Source organism: Brevibacillus borstelensis, assembly GCF_036700025.1.
Taxonomy (GTDB): domain Bacteria; phylum Bacillota; class Bacilli; order Brevibacillales; family Brevibacillaceae; genus Brevibacillus; species Brevibacillus borstelensis.
Window position 1 is genome coordinate 4,859,151 of record NZ_CP144922.1, and the last position, 20,129, is coordinate 4,879,279.

Genomic DNA, 20,129 nt, shown 5'->3' on the forward strand with positions numbered 1-20,129 from the left:
CATCCGGATTTACATGAAAAAGGCCGTAGAGACTTACCGCCCTACAGCCTTACACCAAACTATTCACCAAACTATTCGCGTTCTATGCAGCAATCTGCATCCATCCAGCTCTTCAACCAACGACTGGCGCTATATTTTAAATGCGGAGACAGTATCCTGCAGCTCCTCCGCCAGCTTGGACAGCGATGTCGCCGAAGCGGCTATCTCCTCCATGGAAGCCAGCTGCTCTTCCGTAGCGGCCGAGACATTTTGCGTGCCGTCTGCCGTGACGTCGGATCCTTCGGCGATCAAGCTGATCACTTCGACTACCTGATCGGTATGGGCTGACACCTGCTGAACTGCGGCGGAGACATCCTGGATCTGCTCGGTGACGTCCTGGATCGAGTACTGGATTTGTCCGAAGGTTTCTCCTGCCTGATGAACGGCCGCGATGCCGGACTGCACTTCCCGATTCCCCGCCTGCATGGAATCGACTGCCCGCACGGTCTCCTCCTGAATCGTATTGATCAACTTGGCAATCTGTGCGGCCGACTGGGAAGACTGCTCGGCGAGCTTGCGGACCTCGTCCGCTACGACGGCAAAGCCTCTTCCGTGCTCACCGGCGCGGGCCGCCTCAATCGCCGCATTCAATGCCAATAGATTGGTCTGTTCTGCAATTCCCGTAATCACTTCGATAATGTGGCCGATCTCTTGGGAATGTTTGCCCAGTCCTTCTACAGCCCCCGTCAGATTGCGTATGGAATCGTGAATGGCGCTCATTTGCTGTACCGCGGCTTGAATAGCCTGATTTCCTTCGCCTGCCAGCTCCGCCACCTGAACAGCTGTAGAAGACGCACTCTGCGCATTGGCCGCGATATGCTGGATGCTGGCTGTCATTTCACGAACCACTCTGGAGCCTTCATCGACGCTCCTGACCTGCCTGTCCGTTCCTGCTGCTACCTCCTGAACGGTCACGGCAATTTGTTCTGTCGCCTTGCTCGTTTGTTCCGCGCTTGCCGTCAACTCCTCGGCAGATGCCGCCACCTGCTCTGATGACGTGCTCACCTGACGGATCAAGGTTTGCAAGCTGGCTGTCATTTCATTAAAGGACTGCGTCAGGCTGGCAAACTCGTCCCGATTCTTGATGATCAACGGTTCCACGCGCAAATTTCCAGACGCCACCTCTTTTACGTTTGCCACCAGCTTAACGAGCGGATTGCGGATATTTCTGGTCAAACCAACCGCCAGAAGAATCCCGCCAGCGAGCGAGATGACAAGCAGGAGCAGTGTATCCCGCATGCCGTCCCGATAAAGCTGATAGCTTTCCGCGACCGCTTGATTGGCCCCCTCGCTGTTTCGTTTCTTTAATTCATCCACGTATTGCTGCCGTTCCTTGAACAGCATGTCGGCTTGCAGGCGTAGCTCTTCCAACCGCTTCAAATCCTCCGGCGTAGCCACGGTGGACACGTCTATTTCCTTCCCGGACTCGACAATGCGATTATTGAACGTCTTATAAACCTCAAGGGTTCTTTGCAGGTTCCCAAAAATTTCAGCATCTTCACTGGTTTGAACCGTCTTTTCGTAATCCTTGGTTTTTTCCTCCACATAGAGAAACTGCTCTTCGATTTGTTTGACGATTTTCTCTTTGTCGGCCGCATTTACTGTGGCATACAGGCTTTGATCGTAGGCGTAGATCGTCTGGAGTGCGGCATTTATTTCCAGCACCGCCTGCAGACCGGGCATCCAGCCGTCGGTAAACTCCGAAACCTTCGCGTTCAGCTTGTGCATTTTGTATACGGCCAAAAAACCGGAAAGGATCATGATGACTAGCAAGATCGAAAAAGCCCCGCTTAATTTTTTCCCTATGGTCATTTTCATGCAACCACCCGCTTCGTTCGGTTAAATTTTTTGGTTTAGCTTGCTATGTATTTCCCGATTTTTTTACAAATGAAACCAGAGGGAGAAAACTTTCTGAAAGTACCAACAATGCCGCCTCGACCTCGCGATGCATCTGTAGGATAATAGTTTGAAAAACAGTATGAGTCAGCACTGTGGGAAGAGGAGGAAGCCACTGTGAAACACTATGATGTCATTATTGTCGGGGCCGGTTCCATGGGAATGGCAGCCGGCTACTACCTGGCCAGGCAAGGGGTCCATACCTTGCTGATCGACGCCGGCGACCCGCCGCACCAGATGGGAAGCCACCACGGCGACACGCGCATCATCCGTCATGCATACGGAGAAGGCGAGCTGTATGTGCCATTGACGATTCGGGCCATGGAGCTGTGGAAGGAGCTGGAGGAGGCATCAGGAAAGCGCCTGTTTGTACAGACAGGCGTACTAAGCGGCGGTCCTCGCGACTCTCGCTTCGTGCAAAATGTGCAAAAGAGTGCAGAGCGCTATTCGCTTCCGCTGGAGGTTCTCAGCGCGAAAGAGGCAGCTAAGCGTTGGCCGGGGATACACATGCCGGACGATTTCACCGGGTGCTACGAGCCTACCTCCGGTGTCCTTTACAGCGAAGACTGCATCCGGGCCTATCGCCAGCAAGCGCTTCTCCACGGTGCAGAGCTTCTGGTCAACGAACGGGTAAAAGAAATTTCTGCGGCGCCAGATGGAGCGGTGGTCGCAACCGAACATGGCACCTACGCCTGCGACAGGCTGCTGATCAGCGCCGGAGCATGGAACCCGGATGTACTGACTTCTCTCGGCCTTTCCCTGCCACTGACGCCTACGCGAAAAACGGTCTCCTGGTTTGAAGCAGACGAGAGCCTGTACCGTTCCGACCGGTTTCCCGCATTTATTTTTGATTTGCCGGACTCGATCTTTTACGGCTTCCCCAGCTTTGACGGGGCTGGTGTCAAAATCGGGCGCCATGACGGCGGCCAACCGGTGCACCCCGATCAACTCGACCGCACGTTTGGGACGTGTCCTTCCGACGAAGCGGATACCCGCTCGTTTCTGGAAAAATTCATGCCGCAGGCAGCCGGGCCGTTGCGTCAAGGCAAGGTATGCTTGTACACCTTTACTCCGGACGAGGATTTCATCATCGACAAGCATCCAGAGTACCCGCACATCGTCATTGCCGCCGGTTTTTCCGGACATGGCTTCAAGTTTGCAAGCGCGGTCGGAGAGGCTGCCAGTCAGCTGTTGACCAGCGGAACTGCGGTCCATGACCTGTCCCGTTTTGCCATCGGCCGCTGGTAGGCGCCCCATAACAACAACAGGCCGGGAAGAGTAGAAACCTCTACCGGCCTGCTTTCATAACGGCTTTCATAACGGCTTTCGTAACGGCTTTCATCACAGCTCCCATACTGCCGACCCGATCTCCGCCCTGATTTTCCCGGCTTCTGTCTCCGTGCTTCCAGACATGAAGCGGATTCCCCCGGTATCCTCAAAAGCAGCCAGGTATGCAAAACCAGGCCGCGTCGCCTGGCTCAGCAGTTGGGCGCGTCTCGTCGCTCCGGGTCTGCGCTTGCCGTTCAGATGATGGAGGATCCCCTCCGCGGTTTCGACACCGATCCCATGCCCAAAATATCTGCCATTGCCCAAGTCGACGGCATTTTCCCCCTGCCACTCCGGCTCATCCAGCCGGTACTCGGGATTTTCAAAGTAGAGAATATCCCCTGGCAAAAAGGTGCGCGTTTGCTCTGTAGTCAGCCGAAGATCCTGATCATACCTCCAGTCATAAAGCAAAATGCCTCTGAACAATTGGTCAAAATCTGCCCTGCGAATCGTCTGCAAAACTGCGTGATACAAAATAATGACCATTGCGGTCGCGCATTCAAACGCATAGGCATGGCCGTTTCGGAAAATGTCTTCGATAGCGATGGACGGAGGCACCTCGGGCCGGAGCATGCACCCTCCGTAATCCGTCCGCACCCAAAACCTTTCGTTGCATCTCGTCTCCTCAAAGGTGGCAAAAGCCAGGCCGCTCCGGAACAGCTGCAGGGAGGAAACGACAATTTGATTGCGCAGTCTGAGCTCGTAGCGGAGCAATTCGGCATTTGGATAGTCAAACACTTCCCCCGCCCGAGCCATTCTGTCGACAGTCTCGCGCTGGACGCTGTTCAAACGCCATTCGCTGGCCAATGCCGCCGGGTCGACTGGCATTCCTGCGATACTGATCACGCCTGATATTCCCCCTTCCTGACGCATTGCTACACTGTATGCAGGCTGGGCGGGATTATCACTGTTCTGGCTCGGCGTTGGGAAAAACGTTCGTAGTTCCGGCTGCAGTGGAGGAGATGAAAAAGGGAGAAAACGCTTCAGGTTCGGTGGGACACCGCATGGGGCTGACCTGCCTGGGATTGTGTCCCAAAGACCTTCGCTGTTTTCTCCCTTTTTCATCTCTACAGCGTTTGGTGTTTTCTAGGTTTATGACAGCCGATTGATCCACTTTCCCATGAAAAATACGTCATCGCGGGTGAAGCCTAGCTTTTGATAGAACGCTCCGACTCGCACGTTATCTTGGGCCACCAATAAATTCATCTTATCGCAGCCGACCGCCCGCATCCGCTCTTCCAGCTCGTTCATCAGCAGGCGTCCGATTTGCTTGCCCTGGCATTGCGGATCGACGGCCAGGTGGTAGACCCATCCCCGGCGACCGTCGAAAGCGCCCATGACGGCACCGATTAATTGGTCTTGCTCGGTGGCTACCAGAAACAGCTCCGGGTCGCGCTGCAGCTTTTTTTCGATCGCTTCCCGGCTGTCGGAGGGCGACAGGGTCAGCCCTGCACGCATCCATAGCTCTACTACCGCCTCATAGTCTGTCATCTGGAAAGAACGAATGTCCATCGTCTCATCACCTTGGTGGAAGATTTGAAATATTGAATGATTATACTACAAATTTTGGCGGCTTATCGGCCAAGGTTTGGAATAGAAGGGACTTTAGACTTTATTCCGCTCGTTTGGTTAATCGTAGATGCGGCATAATAAGGCTCGGGTGATCACAATGGTACGGTTTATGAAGGGAAGCTTGACGGAGATGAGATCATCATCGGTTCTTTTGTGGCAACCACCTCATTCCATACAACCTTGTACAGAATGGAAGACGGACATCTGCTTTTTACTGACCTGAATAAACAACTTCATGGGGCAGATAGTGTTCGCGTAACCGATGACCTTTTCTTTGAAGTGCGTCAAGAGACAGACTCGAGTCCTGACATGTACAAATACAGGAATAAGAAGCTGATTCCTATTTTTTAGCGTGATTTTCTGAGCTATGGGAACTTTATTCTGAAGAGGCAGAAGTCACGGAAAGAGAAATCTAATCCGGTAAACTGGAAGATCGAGATAATGACTGCTCCCCAGCTTTTGAATTTCTCCCCCCATATTGTCGAACATATTGAACAATGTAGTTATCAAGTTCTTGACTTAATTCAATTACAGAATGATGGGAGATGCCTTTTTCCTTTGCAAGGTTGCATAATTGCATTCGTAACTGTTCTATTTGGAATATTAGTTTATTCTGTTCCAATTTCAATTCCCCCAAAATTGGAGTCTTCTCATAGGTTCTAGGACATACCTAGTTTTTTATTATAAATTCTGTCGCAAAATTTATTTAACAATCGGATAATTATAGACGTTTTACAAAATTCAACAAAATTCGTCTAATTGATAAAAAAATACCCCATCTCCTAATCGAGAGGGGTATCCATTTTTTATAGGGAAACACTATGCTTACATTATTAATTTCAGGGCACCGATCTTCTCAAAGTAATAGATGCTTTGCATATAGGCTTCCATCCCTTCATCAATAAGTCCATTCGTCATGAAATAATTACCTTTTAGCTTGTAAAATCTCCCTAACTCAGAATATTGATAGGGGTCGTTATCGAAAATCTGAATTTTTTTCTCCTCTTCCTCAAGAAAACTTTTAATCGAATTAAGGTCACTCACTTTGCACAGTGCATCAAATAACTCGGTGAGTCTAAATATCCGGTTAACTTCTGTGGTCTCTTTTAAGCCCCAAAATTGGATTTGAGTCATACCCCCTTATCTTGTTAAGCTGATATCAGAAGAACAGGGGGATATTTTTATGCAACGGAGACGCTATTCAATCGAGTTCAAACAACAATTGATCCAGGAAGCCCACGAAGTAGGAAACGCTAGCCAAGTAGCCAGACGGCATGGGATAGACCCTAAAATGCTGTATCGATGGATACGTGACTCCAAACACGCAGATTGGCAGAATACGTCTTCCGAAGCTAAAGCTGTAACAAGCTATACACCAAGTCCAGGAGAGTTTCGGGAACTGGAAACGGAGAATGATAAACTGAAGAAATTACTGGGAGAAAAGGACTTGGAAATCGCGATCCTTCGTGATCTTGTAAAAAAGGTGAACCCAGCTTATCGGACAAAATGGAAATAGCCGACAAGTGGATACAGCTGGGGTACACAGCCAAACTAGTGCTACGTATTGTCGGCATCCTGGAAGCAACCTACTATTACCGAAAAAACAAAGCCTCCCAAAAACCTCGCGTTTATCACGGAGGAAGACCTATACCCGGTTATTCGTTGTCAAAAGACGGACAACCTGTCAGTGACGAACAAATCAAAGAATGGCTATCCGAGTTGATTGCCGATGAAGAATCTGCTTATGGATATCGAAAGCTTACCGTCTGCCTACGGCGAGACCACCAACTGGTCATCAACAAGAAAAAGGTTTACCGCTTGCTGAAAGAAGAAGAACTCCTGCAACCACAACGACAAAAGAAAAGGAAACATCCTCGAAAGTTGGCAAACAACCGAGAGATTACCGCTCCGAATCAATTGTGGGAGATAGACGTAAAATACGGATTTATCGTAGGAGAACAGCGTTTCTTTTTCCTGATGAGTCTCATTGATGTCTATGATCGAGCGATCGTGGACTACCATTTCGGACTGACCTGCGAAGGAAAACATGCTGCTCAGATTCTCCAACGTGCTTTGTGGAAACGGCAGCAATTCAATTGTGATGATCGCCCTGTTATCCGTACGGATAACGGTCCACAGTTTATTAGCCATGCCTTTGAAGAAGCCTGTCAGCATTTCCAAACGGTGCATGAGCGAATTCCTCCAAAGACACCCAATAAAAACGCTCACATTGAGTCATTTCACAGTGTTTTGGAGAAAGAATGTTTGCAGCGGAATGAATTTCAGAGCTATCAAGAAGCCTATGAAATCGTGACAAACTATCTGCTCTTTTATAATCAGCGACGGATTCATGGAAGCTTGTACGATTTATCACCTGTAGAATTTGGTAAAGCCTTTGCCTTGCAACTCATTACACCATTTGTTGTGAAAGTGTAGTATGGCAAAGGATTGCAGAATGATCCCTACTTCAACCTAGCTGACAAGCAGGAAGGAAAACGTCTGGGGTCAAGTGATCTCCTTGACGCTAGGCGTTTTCCTTCCTAGACTCCTAGGTGGTTGAAGGAGGGAAGAAGCATATGAAAATGCGAGAATAAGGGAGAAAGACTCAAATTTTAAGGGGTTAAACCGGTCTCAACCAGACATTCCCTTAACAAGGGAATAGCTTCCTCATATTTGCCTGTTCTTGAATAAACAGTCCCGCGAAAAAATTTAATCCGTTCAATGATAAATCGGTAATCTAGCTTTTCAAATAAATCAAGGTGTTGTTCTAAAGCCCTATAATCTCCCAGGAACATATATGAATTGCAGATTGCCAAGGCTACTCGCTCTTTTAGCTCATTGTGTGTAAGATCTGCGGCGTGTCCCATCTTTCCGAACTCAATACATTTTTCATACTTTTTCATAGCATGAGCATGAAAAGCCATTTTGTAATAAATGGTTACCTTTTCCTCATTACTCAAAAAATCAACATAGTGCAAGATTTCTTCTCCGGTGTAATAGGTCTCTTCTAATCGATTGAAATCATCTCTTTCTATCAGGTATTTGTTCAATAGTCCTTTTGCCAGAAACCGCTGCATTCCACGTTCTCTGGCATACTTTATAATTACGTGGTATAGCGGCAGCTGAAATCTTAGATCTGATAAAGAGGAAACAAAGTTGTACAGTCGTTCCATTAAGGAATAGCTTTCCTCATAAGGTGTCTCAAGAATCCGCTGAGCAACTCTTGCGGCCAGTGGAACATTGAACAACCGAATTGCCTCATTAAGCAGTCCAAATAACACCTCAGGACGTTTATCGATTTCAATATAGAGTTCAACAATCTTATCAGTCGGAATATTCAATACCTTAGCTAAGGGCATTGTTATTTTTAATCCCGGACGCCTGGTACTTCCGTTTTCAATCTTTGCAATGACTCCTTTGTGAACACCCGTCAATCTAGCTAGTTGTGAAATACTTAAGTTAGACTGTTTTCTATATTTTTTTAGGACATCTCCGATGGTTGCAAATTCAAGTGTATGTACACTTTCCTTCACGACTGCCACCTTCCAATAAACTGTTCCCATTTCTCTAACAGTCAGTTTTCACCCAAATATTAACATTTGTGCATTTGTTTTGTAAATTGAAGGTTTCTTTTATTACCCAAGTTCAGTAAAGCAAAAGTATAGAAATGAAAACTATCATTCCAATCCTAAAAAATAAAAAGATAGAGCAGCAAGAACTTTCCCCTTGCCTCTCTATCCTTAACTACTCTTATCTTTTTCCATCCCTCACAACAACCACGACTGCACGACAGGGAAAAACACGTACGCCCAAACAACCGTGATCATCGCCCCGGCGATGACCGCCAGCGTGGCGCTGCTTCCCTCAACATCACCGCGCTCGAACGCTTTTGCCATGCCGAGCGCATGGGCGCCCATCCCGTACATCAGCCCGACGGCGAGCGGATGCCGGAGACGCATGCGCTTGATGATTTTCGGTCCCAGAAAGACACCGGCAAAGCTGGTCAGCATGACAAATGCTGCAGTCAGCTCAGGCTCTCCGCCCAACGCCTTCGATAGATTGACCGCTACCGGCATGGTAATCGAGCGAGGAATGACGCTGACGGCGGCTTCACTCCCCAATCCGAGGAAGAAGGTGCTCACCACCCCGGCCAATACAGCCGACAGAGAGCCGAGCGCCAGGCTGCCGACGATCATCCGCCAATTTGCCGCAAGTATCGGCCAGTTCCGATAGAGCGGGATCGCGAAGGCGACCGTCACCACGTCGAGCATGTCTGCAAAGAACGACGTCGCTTCTTTGTATCTTGCAAAGGGGAGATCGAACAGCAAAACGAGCAAGACGATTCCCAGCGGTGCCAGGATGGCCGGAGAAAAGAGCAGACCCGCCTTTTTGGCGCTGATGCGCTTGGCTCCCCAATACAAGGCGAGGGTAACAGCAACGCTACAGGTTTTCCACAGAATCACGCTGCTCGCTCACCCCGCTCCATCGGAACAGCCGCTGGGCCAGAACTCCTGTGGAGATCATCACCAAGGCCGTTCCGCTGACGACCACGGCCAAAACGAGAAGCCCTTTTACACCCAGCATCCACGGGTATTGGACAATGCCCGCAATCGAGGGGATAAAGAACAGAATCATTTCGGACAGCAGCAAAGCCGCTCCCGCTTCCACCCATTTCAGGCGGACCAGGCCCGATTGCAGAGCCGCGAACAGCAGGCCAAGGCCGATCAGGCTGCCAGGTATATGCAGTTGGAAAAACGCTGCTGCCACTTTTCCCAGCCAGGCAAACACAAACAAAATCAATATCTGCGGCAATGCCGTCAGCCATTTTTTCATCGAGACCACCCCCGGTGCCAGCTAACTGATAGCACCATTGTAAGGGGCCCTCTTGCTATTCGTACAATATATAAACATCATCAAATCTATGCAAAAAAGTTATACATAGGCGTGCTCGCGGACAAATCCGATAAACGCCCGGGCGGCGTGGGACAAATAACGATCTTTGCGGCAGATCAGCGCATACGTCCAATCGATGGGCGGCCAGGAAAGGGCGACGACGTGAAGGCGGCCTTTGTTCAGGCGCTCGGCCACAGACCGCGGTACGAGGGATATGCCCATCTGCGCGGCGACCATCTCCCCGACAAAATCCCACAGCGAGCTCATGTAGGCGACCTTCGGCTCAAAGCCGGCCCGCAAGCACGCTTGCCGGACCACGTCATGCATCGCGTACTCCTCTGTAAACAAGACGAATGACTCGTCTTCAAGCTCCTTCAGATCGACGCTCTCTCTCCCGTACAGCCAGTGCTCCTGGTGCACGATGGCGACCATCTCCTCGGACCGCAGCGGGATTGCCTCGAAGCGTCCCTCGTCCACGGGCAGCACGGTCAAGCCGATGTCGATATGGCCTTGCTCGACCTGTACTTCCAATGGCCTCGCGCTGTACTCCCTCATTTCAAGCTCGATATGCGGGTAGCGCTTTTTGAAGCCGGCAATAGCCGCCGGCAGCAGAAACGCACCTACCGTCGGCAGCAAGCCAAGCTTGACGAATCCCCGCTCCACCTGGCGCAGCTCTTCGATGGAAGCCGTCAAGTCGCCCATGATCTGCAGGACTCGCTGGGCGTACTCAAAGACGAGCTGTCCGGCATCGGTCAATTCGATTTTCCGCTCGGTCCGGTCGAGCAGGATAACATCCAGTTCCGTCTCCAGGCTCTTGAGCATTTTGCTGATGGACGGCTGCGAGACATGGAGCACCTCTGCCGCCCGGGTAAAGCTTTTCTGCTTCGCCACCTCGGCGAAGTACTGAAGCTGCTTGATGTCCATGACAATAGCTCCGATCAGGAGATGGTGAACACTTCATGCTTGCCGGACAGCTCGACAAAGAGGTTCATGCCCGCGATCTGTCCCGCTTTCAGCTTGTCCGCCACCCCGTAATGCTCCACGCAGGTCTTGCATCCGTACACGGGGACTCCCTGCTCCTCCAGCTCCTTTAAATGAAGATGGGCGAGCGATTGCTCTGTCAGGTTGAAGACGCCGCGGTTCATGCAGAAGATGGCGGCCGGTTTTTGCTCTGCCTGTTTGACGTGTACGAGAAAGGTCTCCATCACGATTTCTCCGAGCTCGGGCTCTCCTTTTCCGAATTGGTCGGAAGCGAGCAGGATGACCTTGTTATGCATGGTTTGTTCCTCCTTTTGCAGGTATCGTTGTTACCAGCTTACCATACATGAGCGGTGGATCAGAAATGCTTTGGCTGGTTTTGACCAGTTGATGAAAACGAACATGACAAATTTAACATGCTTGTAAAAAAGACCGCTCCGAAATAGAAAATTTCTACTCGCGGAACAGTCTCTCATTTTACGGATAGATAGTCGGATCACATGCAATTCTTAAAAAAGTTGCAGCAAGTTGACTATAACAATAAAAATTTCAATTTGGTAGTTATCGTTTCAATATGGTAGTAAGGTTTCAATATTCACTACCTTACCTATTCCCTCTCAACTTACAAATCCTCGTTAGCCAACTCATACATTGCCCGCGCATACATCGCGGCGGACTTGAAGAGATCGTCCAGCCCGATAAACTCATCCGGCTGGTGGGCAAGCGACACTTTGCCCGGGAACAGCGGTCCGAAAGCGACGCCGTTCGGAATGTGGGCGGCATATGTGCCTCCCCCGGTGGAGAGCAGCTTGGGCTCTTCGCCCGTGGCGTCACGATAGACGCGCTGCAGCACCTGGATGACCGGATGCAAGCGGTCTACGTGGTGCGGCTTTTTGATGATCGGCGGCTCAACGATGAAGCCGTACTTGCCGACGCTCTTTTCGATCTGCGGCAGGATGCGGCTGTCATCGTCGCAGACGGGGAAGCGGAGGTTGATATGGAAGAAAGACTCGCCCTCCGGCTCGTACTGGATGATCCCCGAGTTGATTGTCAGCGGACCGGTAATCTCGTCCTCGCTGGCGATTCCCAGCGCCCGGCCCCGCCAATCCTCGAACAGATAGGCATCCGTGCAGGCCAAAAAGCGCTGCGCATCCTCCTGGAACGAATAGTCCTTGAGAAAATGAATCAGCAGAAGGCCCGCGTTGATCCCTTGGTCGGGCTCCATCCCGTGGGCTGATTTGCCCTCCAAATGAAAGCTCGCTTCTCCGTCTTCCAGCAGCACCTGTCCGGGGCGGCCGCAAGCAGCCAGATAGGAGCGAAACTCCTCTGCCAGCGCCTCCAGCCTCTCCTCTGGACCTGCTACCCTGGCCCGGGCCGCTTCCGGCACCATATTGGGAACGCCGCCTGCAAAAAACGATGCCAGGAAAAGCCCGGATCGGTCGTTTTCATTTGCCGAGGCGCTTGCCCCTATTTGCCGCAAAACCACTCTCGTGTTGATCTGCCCTTTCTCCGCATGGACGATCGGGAAGTCCGCATCGGGCGCAAAGCCGGTCAGCGGCTTCTTCTCCATCACCTTGTAGTGCTCGATGCAGCGGCACTGATTTTCTTCATTGGTCCCGAAAATGAGGCGGATGTTCCGCTTGAGGGCAAGCCCGGACTCCTTGACGATTTTCAACGCGTAAAAAGCAGCCAGCGTCGGTCCCTTGTCGTCGATAGCGCCGCGCGCATACAGCTTTCCGTCGCGGATGGACGGCTCATACGGCGGGCTTGTCCATTCTCCGGTCGCCGGTACGACATCCAGATGGCAGAGGACGGCGATATAGTCGTCATCTGGCGCTCCCGGGCCGTACTCGGCGTAGCCGTAGTAGCCCGCCTCATTTTTTACGCGAAAGCCCTCCCGGCTGGACAGCTCGAGCATATAGCTCAGCGCCCGCGCCACCTCGGCCCCCATCGGCTGATCCGGTCCTGCCGTCGACAGGTCGTACGTGCTCGGGATGCGCAAAAGGCCGCCCAAATCCTCCAGCAGCTCCTCTTTTCGCCGTTGTACCTCATCCATCCAGTCCATGCTCTTCACCCTTTTCCGTCTCGTTCCCTTTATCTGTCAGGTCAAGCTTCGTTCTCTCCAGCCGACCGTGTCATCCATTTTCGGCGCCCGCTCATCCAAAAGCCAGCAAGCCGCCTGATGCGTATCCGAGCAGCGCATGTGCTCCGGCTGATACGACAGGCAGATCTCCAGCGCGTACGGACAGCGCGAGGCGAATCCGCAGCCCTTCGGCGGGTCCAAGAGGTCCGGCGGCGTACCCGGAATCGCCATCAACTGCTCCTCTTGCATGTGCAGCTTGGGCATGGAGGCCAAGAGTCCCATCGTATACGGGTGCTTTGGCTGGTAAAAGATTTCGTCCACCGTGCCGACCTCGACGATTTTTCCCGCGTACATCACCGCCACGCGCGAGGCCATGTTGGCGACGACCCCCAGATCATGGGTAATCAGGATGATGGCCGTCCCCGTCTTTTCCTGCAAATCTCTCATCAGGTCGAGAATTTGCGCCTGGATGGTAACGTCGAGTGCGGTCGTCGGCTCGTCCGCGATCAGAATTTTCGGGTTGCAGGCCAGCGCCATGGCGATCACCACACGCTGCCGCATGCCCCCGGACATCTGGTGGGGATACTGCTTGTACCGCGTCTCCGGCTGCGGGATGCCGACCAGCGCCAGCAGCTCGACCGACCTTTTTGCCGCCTCTGCCTTGCTTACCTTTTGGTGCTTCAAAATGACTTCGTCGATCTGCTTCCCGACGGTCATCGTCGGATTGAGCGAGGTCATCGGGTCCTGGAAAATCATCGAGATTTCCGCGCCGCGAATGTCCTGCATCTCCTTTTCCGACAGCTTGGCCACATCCCTGCCCTCGAACAGGATTTCTCCGTTCTTGATCCGTGCCATCGGGCTGGGCAAAAGACGCATCAGGCTTTTGGAGGTGACGGACTTGCCTGAGCCGGATTCGCCCACGATGGCGAGCGTCTCTCCCTTGTCAAGCTCCAGGCTGACGCCGCGCACCGCCTTCACTTCCCCGACATACGTCGAGAAGGACACTTCCAAATCCCTGACTTCCAGTAGTTTGTTCATGTCGCTTCGCTCCTCGTCATGATGCTATTTGCGCATTCTCGGGTCAAGCGCGTCCCGCAAACCGTCGCCCAGGATGTTAAAGGTAACCATGATGGCGATGATCACGATAGCCGGATACAGGAGCAAATGGTACTGCGTATTGATCGCCTGATATCCGTCGTGAATCAGCACGCCCAGTGAAGCCATCGGCTCTTGCAGGCCAAGGCCGATAAAGCTCAAAAACGCCTCGGTAAAGATCGCCGACGGAATCGTAAACATCGTATTGATCACGATAATCCCGATCGTGTTGGGAATCAAATGCTTCAAAATAATTTGCGTATTGGATGCTCCCAGGGAGCGAGCCGCGAGCACATATTCCTGCTCCTTCAGCTTGAGGATTTGCGCACGCACCAGACGGGCCATGTTTACCCATCCGGTAATGACCATCGCCAGCATGATCGTCATGATCCCCGGCTCCATCACCATCATCAGCAAAATGATGATGATCAGGCTCGGAATCCCGATGATGATCTCGACGATCCGCTGCATGACATTGTCCACTCTGCCGCCGATCAGGGCGGAGATGGCTCCGTACGCGACACCGATCACCAGATCAAGCACCGCTGCCAGCACAGCGATCAACAGCGAAATGCGGGTGCCTTCCCAGATGCGGGCCCATTGATCGCGGCCGAACTTGTCCGTCCCCAGCCAGTGATCGGCGTTCGGCGCCTTGTACACTGCACTGTAGTCGGTATCGTAATACGTATAGGACGTCATCCACGGCCCGATGATGGCCAGCACCCCCAAAAGGATCAGGATGATCAGACTGACGATGGCCGCCCGGTTTTTCCGCAGCCTCCGAAAGCTGTCCTGAAAGGCTGTGAGAGGGGGCCGTGAAATTTTTTCCGGTTCTTTCGCGCTGACGCTGGCGGGTCGAAATAAATGGTCCAGACTCGCTTTTTCTTGCTGCTGCATGTTCTCACTCCCCTCCCGAAGCCAGACGGATTCGCGGATCGATCACGCTGTACAACATATCGACGATCAGCATGATGAACACGTAAAACGCGCTATAGAAAATGGTGATACCCATGATCGTGGAATAGTCGTTCATTTTGATTGAATCCACAAACAGGCTTCCGATGCCGGGTACCCCAAAAATGTTTTCGATAACTAGTGATCCGGTCAACAGATTGACGACGATCGGACCTAAAATGGTGACGACAGGAATCAGCGAGTTGCGAACGGCGTGCCGCATGACTACTGCCATATTGGTCAATCCCTTCGCCTTTGCCGTCGTAATGTAGTCCTGCTGCAGTACCTCCAGCATTTCATTGCGGGCAAATCTGGCAATGATCGCGACTACGCCCACGGAGAGTGCGACGGACGGCAGGATCGAGTTTTCGTAGCTGTCCCAGAAAGCGACAGGCAACAGCCCCCACTTGAGACCGACGTAGTATTGCAAGAGTGCTGCCAGAACGAAGTTGGGGACCGAGACCCCCAGCACGGCGATAAACATCGTGAAGTAATCCCAGGCGGAATTATGCCGGTAGGCTGCGATAATTCCCAAGATCAGGCCGATCGACAAACCGAGTACGACCGCCTGCAGACCGATCAGGGCGGATGGCCCGATCCGGTTTGCGATAATGTCTTTGACGGGCATGTTTTTATAGGTAAAAGAAGTACCAAAATCGCCTTGAACGACGTTCGCCAGGTAGCGCACATATTGAACGTACACCGGCTGATCCAAACCGTAGCTGGCGTACAAGAGCTGCCGCTCCTCTACGGGCAGTCTGTTCAGTTTTTCCTCGTCAAACGGCGTACCGGGAAGCTGTTTCATCAGAAAAAATGTAGCCGTCGTGATGACAAACAGGGTGATGAAGAGATACACCAGCCGCATGCCGATATATCGTTTCATGCGTACACCTCCTGTAGCAGAAAGATAAGGAAGAAGAGAAGGGGCTTCTCTTCTTCCCGCAAGTCAAGCTGTTATTCCACAGTTGCGTACTTGTATTCCACCGGGGAACCGTACGGATGGAAAATCAGGTTTTTCACGTGCGGCTTTTGCAGGAAGGAGTTTCCTCTGTAGAACAGCGGAGAAACTACCGCGTCTTCGGCCAGGAGGATTTTTTCTGCTTCCAGCAGCATGTTGATCCGTTTTGTTTCATCGACTTCTTTTTTCGCGGATGCGATCAGCTCATCGTACTTCGGATTTTCGTAGTTGCCGCGGTAAGGCGTATGGTTCGCCCACAGGTCGAGGTACGTCATCGCATCGTCGTAGTCCGCTCCCCATCCGGTCACGCCGAACTGGTAGTTGCCTTCGTCCATTTGCTGGTTGCGTGCTTTTACGGTTTTCGTTTCAACCGTTACGTCAATCCCGAGGTTTTTCTTGTATTCGCTTTGCAGGAAGGTACCCAGGTCCTTGGAAAGGGAATCATCCGGTACCAGAAGCTTCAATTGCGGCGCTTTGCCCAATTCCTTCACGCCTTGCTCCCAGTACTCTTTCGCTTTCGCCGCATCGGCCTTGATCAGATCGCCCTGCAGGTCGCGGAACGATTTGTGGTCGACACCGCTCATCTGGACCGGAATCATGCCGGTTGCCGCTTTGGAGCCGTTGTTTAAGATCACTTGCTCCAAAATGGTCGCATCATAGGCAAGCTGCAGAGCCTTGCGGATGTTCAGGTTAGACGTGCCTTCCCCTTTGGTGTTGAACTGGATGTAGTTGGTACGGAACTCGATGTCTGTCGTATACTCAGGGTCGTTTTTGAAGGTGTCAACGTCTGCAGAAGAGAGCATTACGCGGTCGAGCTCGCCTGCCTTGTAAGCGTTAAGCGCTGTGCTTTGCTCCTTGATGACCTTCAGGTTGATTTTTTCCACTTTTACATTGGCATTGTCCCAGTAGTTTTCGTTTTTCACGAGCGTCGCTCCGGAAGCCGGGTCAAACGAGGTCAGCTTGTACGGACCTGCATACAGCATGTTTTCCGGTTTCAGTGCGTAATCCGCGCCCTTCTCTGTTACAAACTTCTCGTTGAGCGGGAAGTACAGGATGAAGGTAGTCAGACGCAGGAAGTACGGTGTCGGCTGGTTCAGCGTAACCACCAGTGTCTTGTCGTCTTTCGCATCGATTGCGACAGCATCCGCGCTGCCTTTTCCGGATGCGTATTCAGCGCCGCCCTTTATGTAGTCGGACAGGATGAAAGCATAGCCGCCTTTGGAGGTTTGCGGGTTCATCGCTCCGAGCCAGGCGAATTTGAAGTCGGCTGCGGTGATCGGATCGCCGTTGCTCCACTTGATCCCGTCACGCAGGGTAAATGTATAGGTCAAGCCGTCTGGAGAGACTTCCACGCCTTTTGCCAATGCAGGCTGCGGCTCGTGCTTCTCATCGAGGCGGTACAGACCTTCACTGACGTTGTTCAGCACGGAGAACGAAATGTTGTCCGAGGTAGAGAACTGGTTCAGGTCTTTAATCTCGTTTTCAAAGGAAAGGTTGATAACGCTTTCTTTTTTCGCTTGCTGACCGTCTGCCGCAGGTGCTGTTCCTCCGGGAGCACTGCTCGATCCCTTATCGCCGCTGAAGTTGCATCCCGTGGCGACGAGGCTGACCAGCATCAGTAGACATAGCAAGGATGTGGACCACTTCTTCTTCATTGATCTGTCCCCCTATTTTTGGTGTCAGAAGTATATTTGCATAAAGACGGCGCTTTCACTTTCATGACGAAGCGCTGTCTCATACACGAGTAACAGCATCGCACGGCTCTTTTCTCAAGCGGAGAAAGCCAGACGATCAGCAGGAGAGAAACAGGCCGACTGCCTCATGTAGCCAACTGCCTTAGGGAACCGACTGCCCTAGGCAAAATCGGCTCCGGCCAGCGGGGCGAAGTGCTGCAGCGCCAGAGCGCCCGCGCCGATCACGATGGCTTCTGCCTTCAGCTCCGAAGCGATGATGCGGAAGGTTCCCTTGAACGGCTCCCAGATCACTTGCTCGCAGTGCTCGTGAACCAAATCCACGATTTCGGTGTAGTTCTCGATCAAGTCTCCGCTAAGAATCACCGTATCCGGGTTGTACATGCAGACGATATTGTTGATCGTAATCCCGATGTACAGGGCTGTGCGAGAGACGATCTCCCTGGCCCAGCGCTCGTCGGCACGCGCCGCTTCGAACACTTGACCGATGTCAGTGATCTCCTTGACGCGCCGCGCTTCGGTGATGAGGGCGTTTTCGTCTACATAGGTCTGCAGGCAGCCGCGCTTGCCGCATTCACACAAATTGCCGTTGGGGTCCAGGGTCGTATGCCCAAGCTCCCCGGCACTGTTCGATCCTCCTCGGAAGATCTCCCCGTCGATAATCAGTGCCGAACCGATACCGGTACCGATCCCGATCAAGGTCGTCTTCGTCGACCCCTTGGCCGAACCGTACAAGTATTCAGAAAGGATTTTCACTTTCAGGTCGTTGTCGATCACCGTCTTGATCCCGAGGATTTGTTCCACCAGAGCTGCAAACGGCACGTTTTTCCAACCGAGCGTACTGGAAAACTGGACAATCCCTTTTTCGTAATCGATCACGCCAGGGACACCGATTCCGATGCCTACGACTTTCTCGGGTGAAATCTTGCATTTCTTGATCAGGCCGGAAATCTCTCGGCCAATCAATGCTGCCGTTTCCTCAGGCGAGGACTCCAATGCCGTGTGAGCGACGCGGTGATGCTCTACCACCGTTTCGCTGAAATCCATCATCCCGAATTTGATGCGCTTTTTTTCGATTTCGACTCCCACGGTATAAACGGCGTCCGCTATGATGTCCAGCTGGACCGCCTTGCGTCCGACACCCGAGGATGTCAAATCCGTCTCCTGCACCAAGCCCTCCTCGCACAGCTCGCTCACAAAGCGGCCGACGGAGGTGGCGCTCATTTTGGTGATCTTGGCCAGTTCGGCCCGGGAAATCGGACGCTGCTTTTTAATGATGTCCAGGATCATCTGCTTGTTGTGCTGCTTGATGACGTCCTGGTCCTGCTTTACGATTTTTTTCATCACGGACATGCTCCTCTTCCACATATTCGCGTTTCAAGGTTTATTTATCCAACAGTGTTATAAATTGTGTGATTAAAGATGGATAATACTCCGATCAAACACGAGGAGCAGACGATTTTTGCTTTATTTCGGTCGGATAGCTTTTTTAATTTCTCCATTGGTGTTAATAATGAGTTTATCTGGCATCCTGTATGAAGTCAACTGTTATTTCCAAATGGTGCGACGCTTTTTATTTTTTTGAAAATGCCTCTCACGCCATCCCTCCCCATACTTGATTTTGAGCCGACCGACCGCGTCTTTTCCTCTCTTGACCGCAGAAAAAACCACCCGGCAAATGCGGATGGTTGGCAAGCCTTATTTGATCGAATTCCAATCGTAGGGCGTTTCCTGATACACATAGTAGTTGAGCCAATTGGAAAACAGCAGGTTGGAATGAGCGCGCCACCTGACCACTGGCGGTAGGCTCGGGTCATCCCCCGGGAAATAGTTTCTGGGAATGGCAATCTCGAGGCCTTTGCTCACATCACGTTCATACTCTTCCCGCAGCGTGCACGGATCGTACTCGGAATGTCCGGTGACGAAAATTTGCCTGCCGTCTTTCGTCGCAACGATGTACACACCCGCCTCCTCCGATTCGGACAATATCTCCAGCTCCGGCACTTTCTCGATGTCCTCCCGCCGATTCTCCGTGTGACGGGAGTGCGGAATGTAGAATACGTTGTCAAACCCGCGGAACAGCTTCACATTCTGCTTGTTCAAGGTGTGCGGAAAAACGCCGAACAGCTTCTCGGGAAGCGGATGCTTCGGAACGCCGAAATGATGGTACAGCCCTGCCTGTGCGCCCCAGCAAATATGCAGTGTCGACGTCACGTTGGCCATCTTCCAGTCGAGAATTTGCTGCAGCTCCTCCCAGTAGTTCACCTCGCAAAAATCCATCTGCTCCACGGGCGCTCCGGTAATAACCATTCCGTCAAACTTCTCGTGCCTGATTTCCTCAAAGGTCTTGTAGAAGGTGGCCAGATGCTCTTCCGGCGTGTTCTTGGAGGTATGGCTGGACGGGTGCAGCAAAACGACCTCCACTTGCAGCGGGGTATTCCCCAAAAGGCGGAGCAGTTGGGTCTCCGTAGTCTGTTTCACTGGCATCAGGTTGAGAATGACGATGCGCAGCGGGCGAATGTCTTGGGTAAACGCCCTGCTCTCCTTCATCACAAAGATGTTTTCATTCTCCAATATCTCTGTCGCCGGCAACTCATCAGGCAATTTGATTGGCATGTTTCTCCCCCTTTCAGTCCGTCACAAC

The 20,129-nt window shown here is 52.0% G+C and carries 20 protein-coding genes; 3 read left to right on the forward strand and 17 right to left on the reverse strand.

Annotated elements, in window-relative coordinates; translation table 11 throughout:
* Positions 1-129: 129 nt before the first annotated feature.
* Positions 130-1,857 carry a methyl-accepting chemotaxis protein gene (locus tag V5G20_RS23360; protein WP_338462410.1) on the reverse strand — a complete coding sequence of 576 codons (1,728 nt, stop codon included), beginning with the start codon at positions 1,855-1,857 and terminating at the stop codon, positions 130-132.
* 195 nt (positions 1,858-2,052) lie between these two features.
* On the opposite strand from V5G20_RS23360, the gene solA reads away from it, so the two are divergent.
* Entirely contained in the window at positions 2,053-3,183 is a 1,131-nt protein-coding gene (gene solA, locus V5G20_RS23365) for an N-methyl-L-tryptophan oxidase (RefSeq protein WP_003390975.1), read from the forward strand.
* Between the two features lie 93 nt (positions 3,184-3,276).
* Here solA and V5G20_RS23370 read toward each other — a convergent pair whose 3' ends face one another.
* The 4 genes from V5G20_RS23370 to V5G20_RS23385 form a co-directional block, all read right to left on the reverse strand.
* On the reverse strand, positions 3,277-4,107 hold the full coding sequence (locus tag V5G20_RS23370) for a protein-glutamine gamma-glutamyltransferase (RefSeq protein ID WP_003390971.1): 831 nt from the start codon (positions 4,105-4,107) through the stop codon (positions 3,277-3,279).
* 246 nt (positions 4,108-4,353) lie between these two features.
* Entirely contained in the window at positions 4,354-4,773 is a 420-nt protein-coding gene (locus V5G20_RS23375; protein WP_122958448.1) for a GNAT family acetyltransferase, read from the reverse strand.
* Between the two features lie 472 nt (positions 4,774-5,245).
* Positions 5,246-5,470: a Spo0E family sporulation regulatory protein-aspartic acid phosphatase gene (locus V5G20_RS23380; RefSeq protein ID WP_081787877.1), complete on the reverse strand. Its 225-nt coding sequence runs from the start codon at positions 5,468-5,470 to the stop codon at positions 5,246-5,248.
* Positions 5,471-5,658: 188 nt separating this feature from the next.
* Positions 5,659-5,967, reverse strand: coding sequence for a hypothetical protein (locus V5G20_RS23385; RefSeq protein WP_338462416.1), 309 nt, complete (start codon positions 5,965-5,967; stop codon positions 5,659-5,661).
* Positions 5,968-6,016: 49 nt separating this feature from the next.
* On the opposite strand from V5G20_RS23385, the gene V5G20_RS23390 reads away from it, so the two are divergent.
* Together V5G20_RS23390 and V5G20_RS23395 are read left to right on the forward strand one after the other, a co-directional pair.
* The gene (locus tag V5G20_RS23390) at positions 6,017-6,349 is read left to right on the forward strand and encodes a transposase (RefSeq protein ID WP_025848869.1); all 333 of its coding nucleotides are present in this window, start codon (positions 6,017-6,019) and stop codon (positions 6,347-6,349) included.
* Positions 6,340-7,269 (forward strand): IS3 family transposase, encoded by a 930-nt coding sequence (locus V5G20_RS23395; protein WP_283858068.1) that lies wholly within the window; start codon positions 6,340-6,342, stop codon positions 7,267-7,269. Before V5G20_RS23390 ends, V5G20_RS23395 begins: the two co-directional genes overlap by 10 nt.
* Before the next feature lie 176 nt (positions 7,270-7,445).
* Here the strand turns inward: V5G20_RS23395 and V5G20_RS23400 are convergent, their stop codons facing one another.
* From V5G20_RS23400 to metA, 12 genes are all read right to left on the reverse strand, one after another.
* Positions 7,446-8,366, reverse strand: coding sequence for a helix-turn-helix transcriptional regulator (locus tag V5G20_RS23400; RefSeq protein ID WP_338462418.1), 921 nt, complete (start codon positions 8,364-8,366; stop codon positions 7,446-7,448).
* Positions 8,367-8,600: 234 nt separating this feature from the next.
* Positions 8,601-9,296, reverse strand: a complete 696-nt coding sequence (locus V5G20_RS23405; protein ID WP_251237644.1) for an LrgB family protein — start codon at positions 9,294-9,296, stop codon at positions 8,601-8,603.
* Positions 9,274-9,666, reverse strand: a complete 393-nt coding sequence (locus tag V5G20_RS23410; protein WP_338462421.1) for a CidA/LrgA family protein — start codon at positions 9,664-9,666, stop codon at positions 9,274-9,276. Before V5G20_RS23410 ends, V5G20_RS23405 begins: the two co-directional genes overlap by 23 nt.
* A gap of 99 nt (positions 9,667-9,765) precedes the next feature.
* Complete coding sequence (locus V5G20_RS23415; RefSeq protein ID WP_024985382.1) at positions 9,766-10,650, reverse strand: LysR family transcriptional regulator; 885 nt, start codon at positions 10,648-10,650, stop codon at positions 9,766-9,768.
* Between the two features lie 14 nt (positions 10,651-10,664).
* The gene (locus V5G20_RS23420) at positions 10,665-11,003 is read right to left on the reverse strand and encodes a DsrE family protein (RefSeq protein ID WP_003389248.1); all 339 of its coding nucleotides are present in this window, start codon (positions 11,001-11,003) and stop codon (positions 10,665-10,667) included.
* Between the two features lie 323 nt (positions 11,004-11,326).
* Entirely contained in the window at positions 11,327-12,769 is a 1,443-nt protein-coding gene (gene pepV, locus V5G20_RS23425) for a dipeptidase PepV (RefSeq protein ID WP_024985381.1), read from the reverse strand.
* Between the two features lie 36 nt (positions 12,770-12,805).
* Positions 12,806-13,825, reverse strand: coding sequence for an ABC transporter ATP-binding protein (locus V5G20_RS23430; protein WP_003389251.1), 1,020 nt, complete (start codon positions 13,823-13,825; stop codon positions 12,806-12,808).
* A gap of 24 nt (positions 13,826-13,849) precedes the next feature.
* Positions 13,850-14,779: an ABC transporter permease gene (locus tag V5G20_RS23435; protein WP_003389253.1), complete on the reverse strand. Its 930-nt coding sequence runs from the start codon at positions 14,777-14,779 to the stop codon at positions 13,850-13,852.
* 4 nt (positions 14,780-14,783) lie between these two features.
* Positions 14,784-15,719: an ABC transporter permease gene (locus V5G20_RS23440; RefSeq protein WP_338462426.1), complete on the reverse strand. Its 936-nt coding sequence runs from the start codon at positions 15,717-15,719 to the stop codon at positions 14,784-14,786.
* A 71-nt stretch (positions 15,720-15,790) separates the two neighbouring features.
* Positions 15,791-17,449, reverse strand: a complete 1,659-nt coding sequence (locus tag V5G20_RS23445) for a peptide ABC transporter substrate-binding protein (RefSeq protein WP_003389255.1) — start codon at positions 17,447-17,449, stop codon at positions 15,791-15,793.
* 198 nt (positions 17,450-17,647) lie between these two features.
* Positions 17,648-18,829 (reverse strand): ROK family transcriptional regulator, encoded by a 1,182-nt coding sequence (locus tag V5G20_RS23450; protein WP_031932108.1) that lies wholly within the window; start codon positions 18,827-18,829, stop codon positions 17,648-17,650.
* Between the two features lie 354 nt (positions 18,830-19,183).
* Entirely contained in the window at positions 19,184-20,101 is a 918-nt protein-coding gene (metA, locus tag V5G20_RS23455; RefSeq protein WP_003389257.1) for a homoserine O-acetyltransferase MetA, read from the reverse strand.
* Positions 20,102-20,129: the final 28 nt, after the last annotated feature.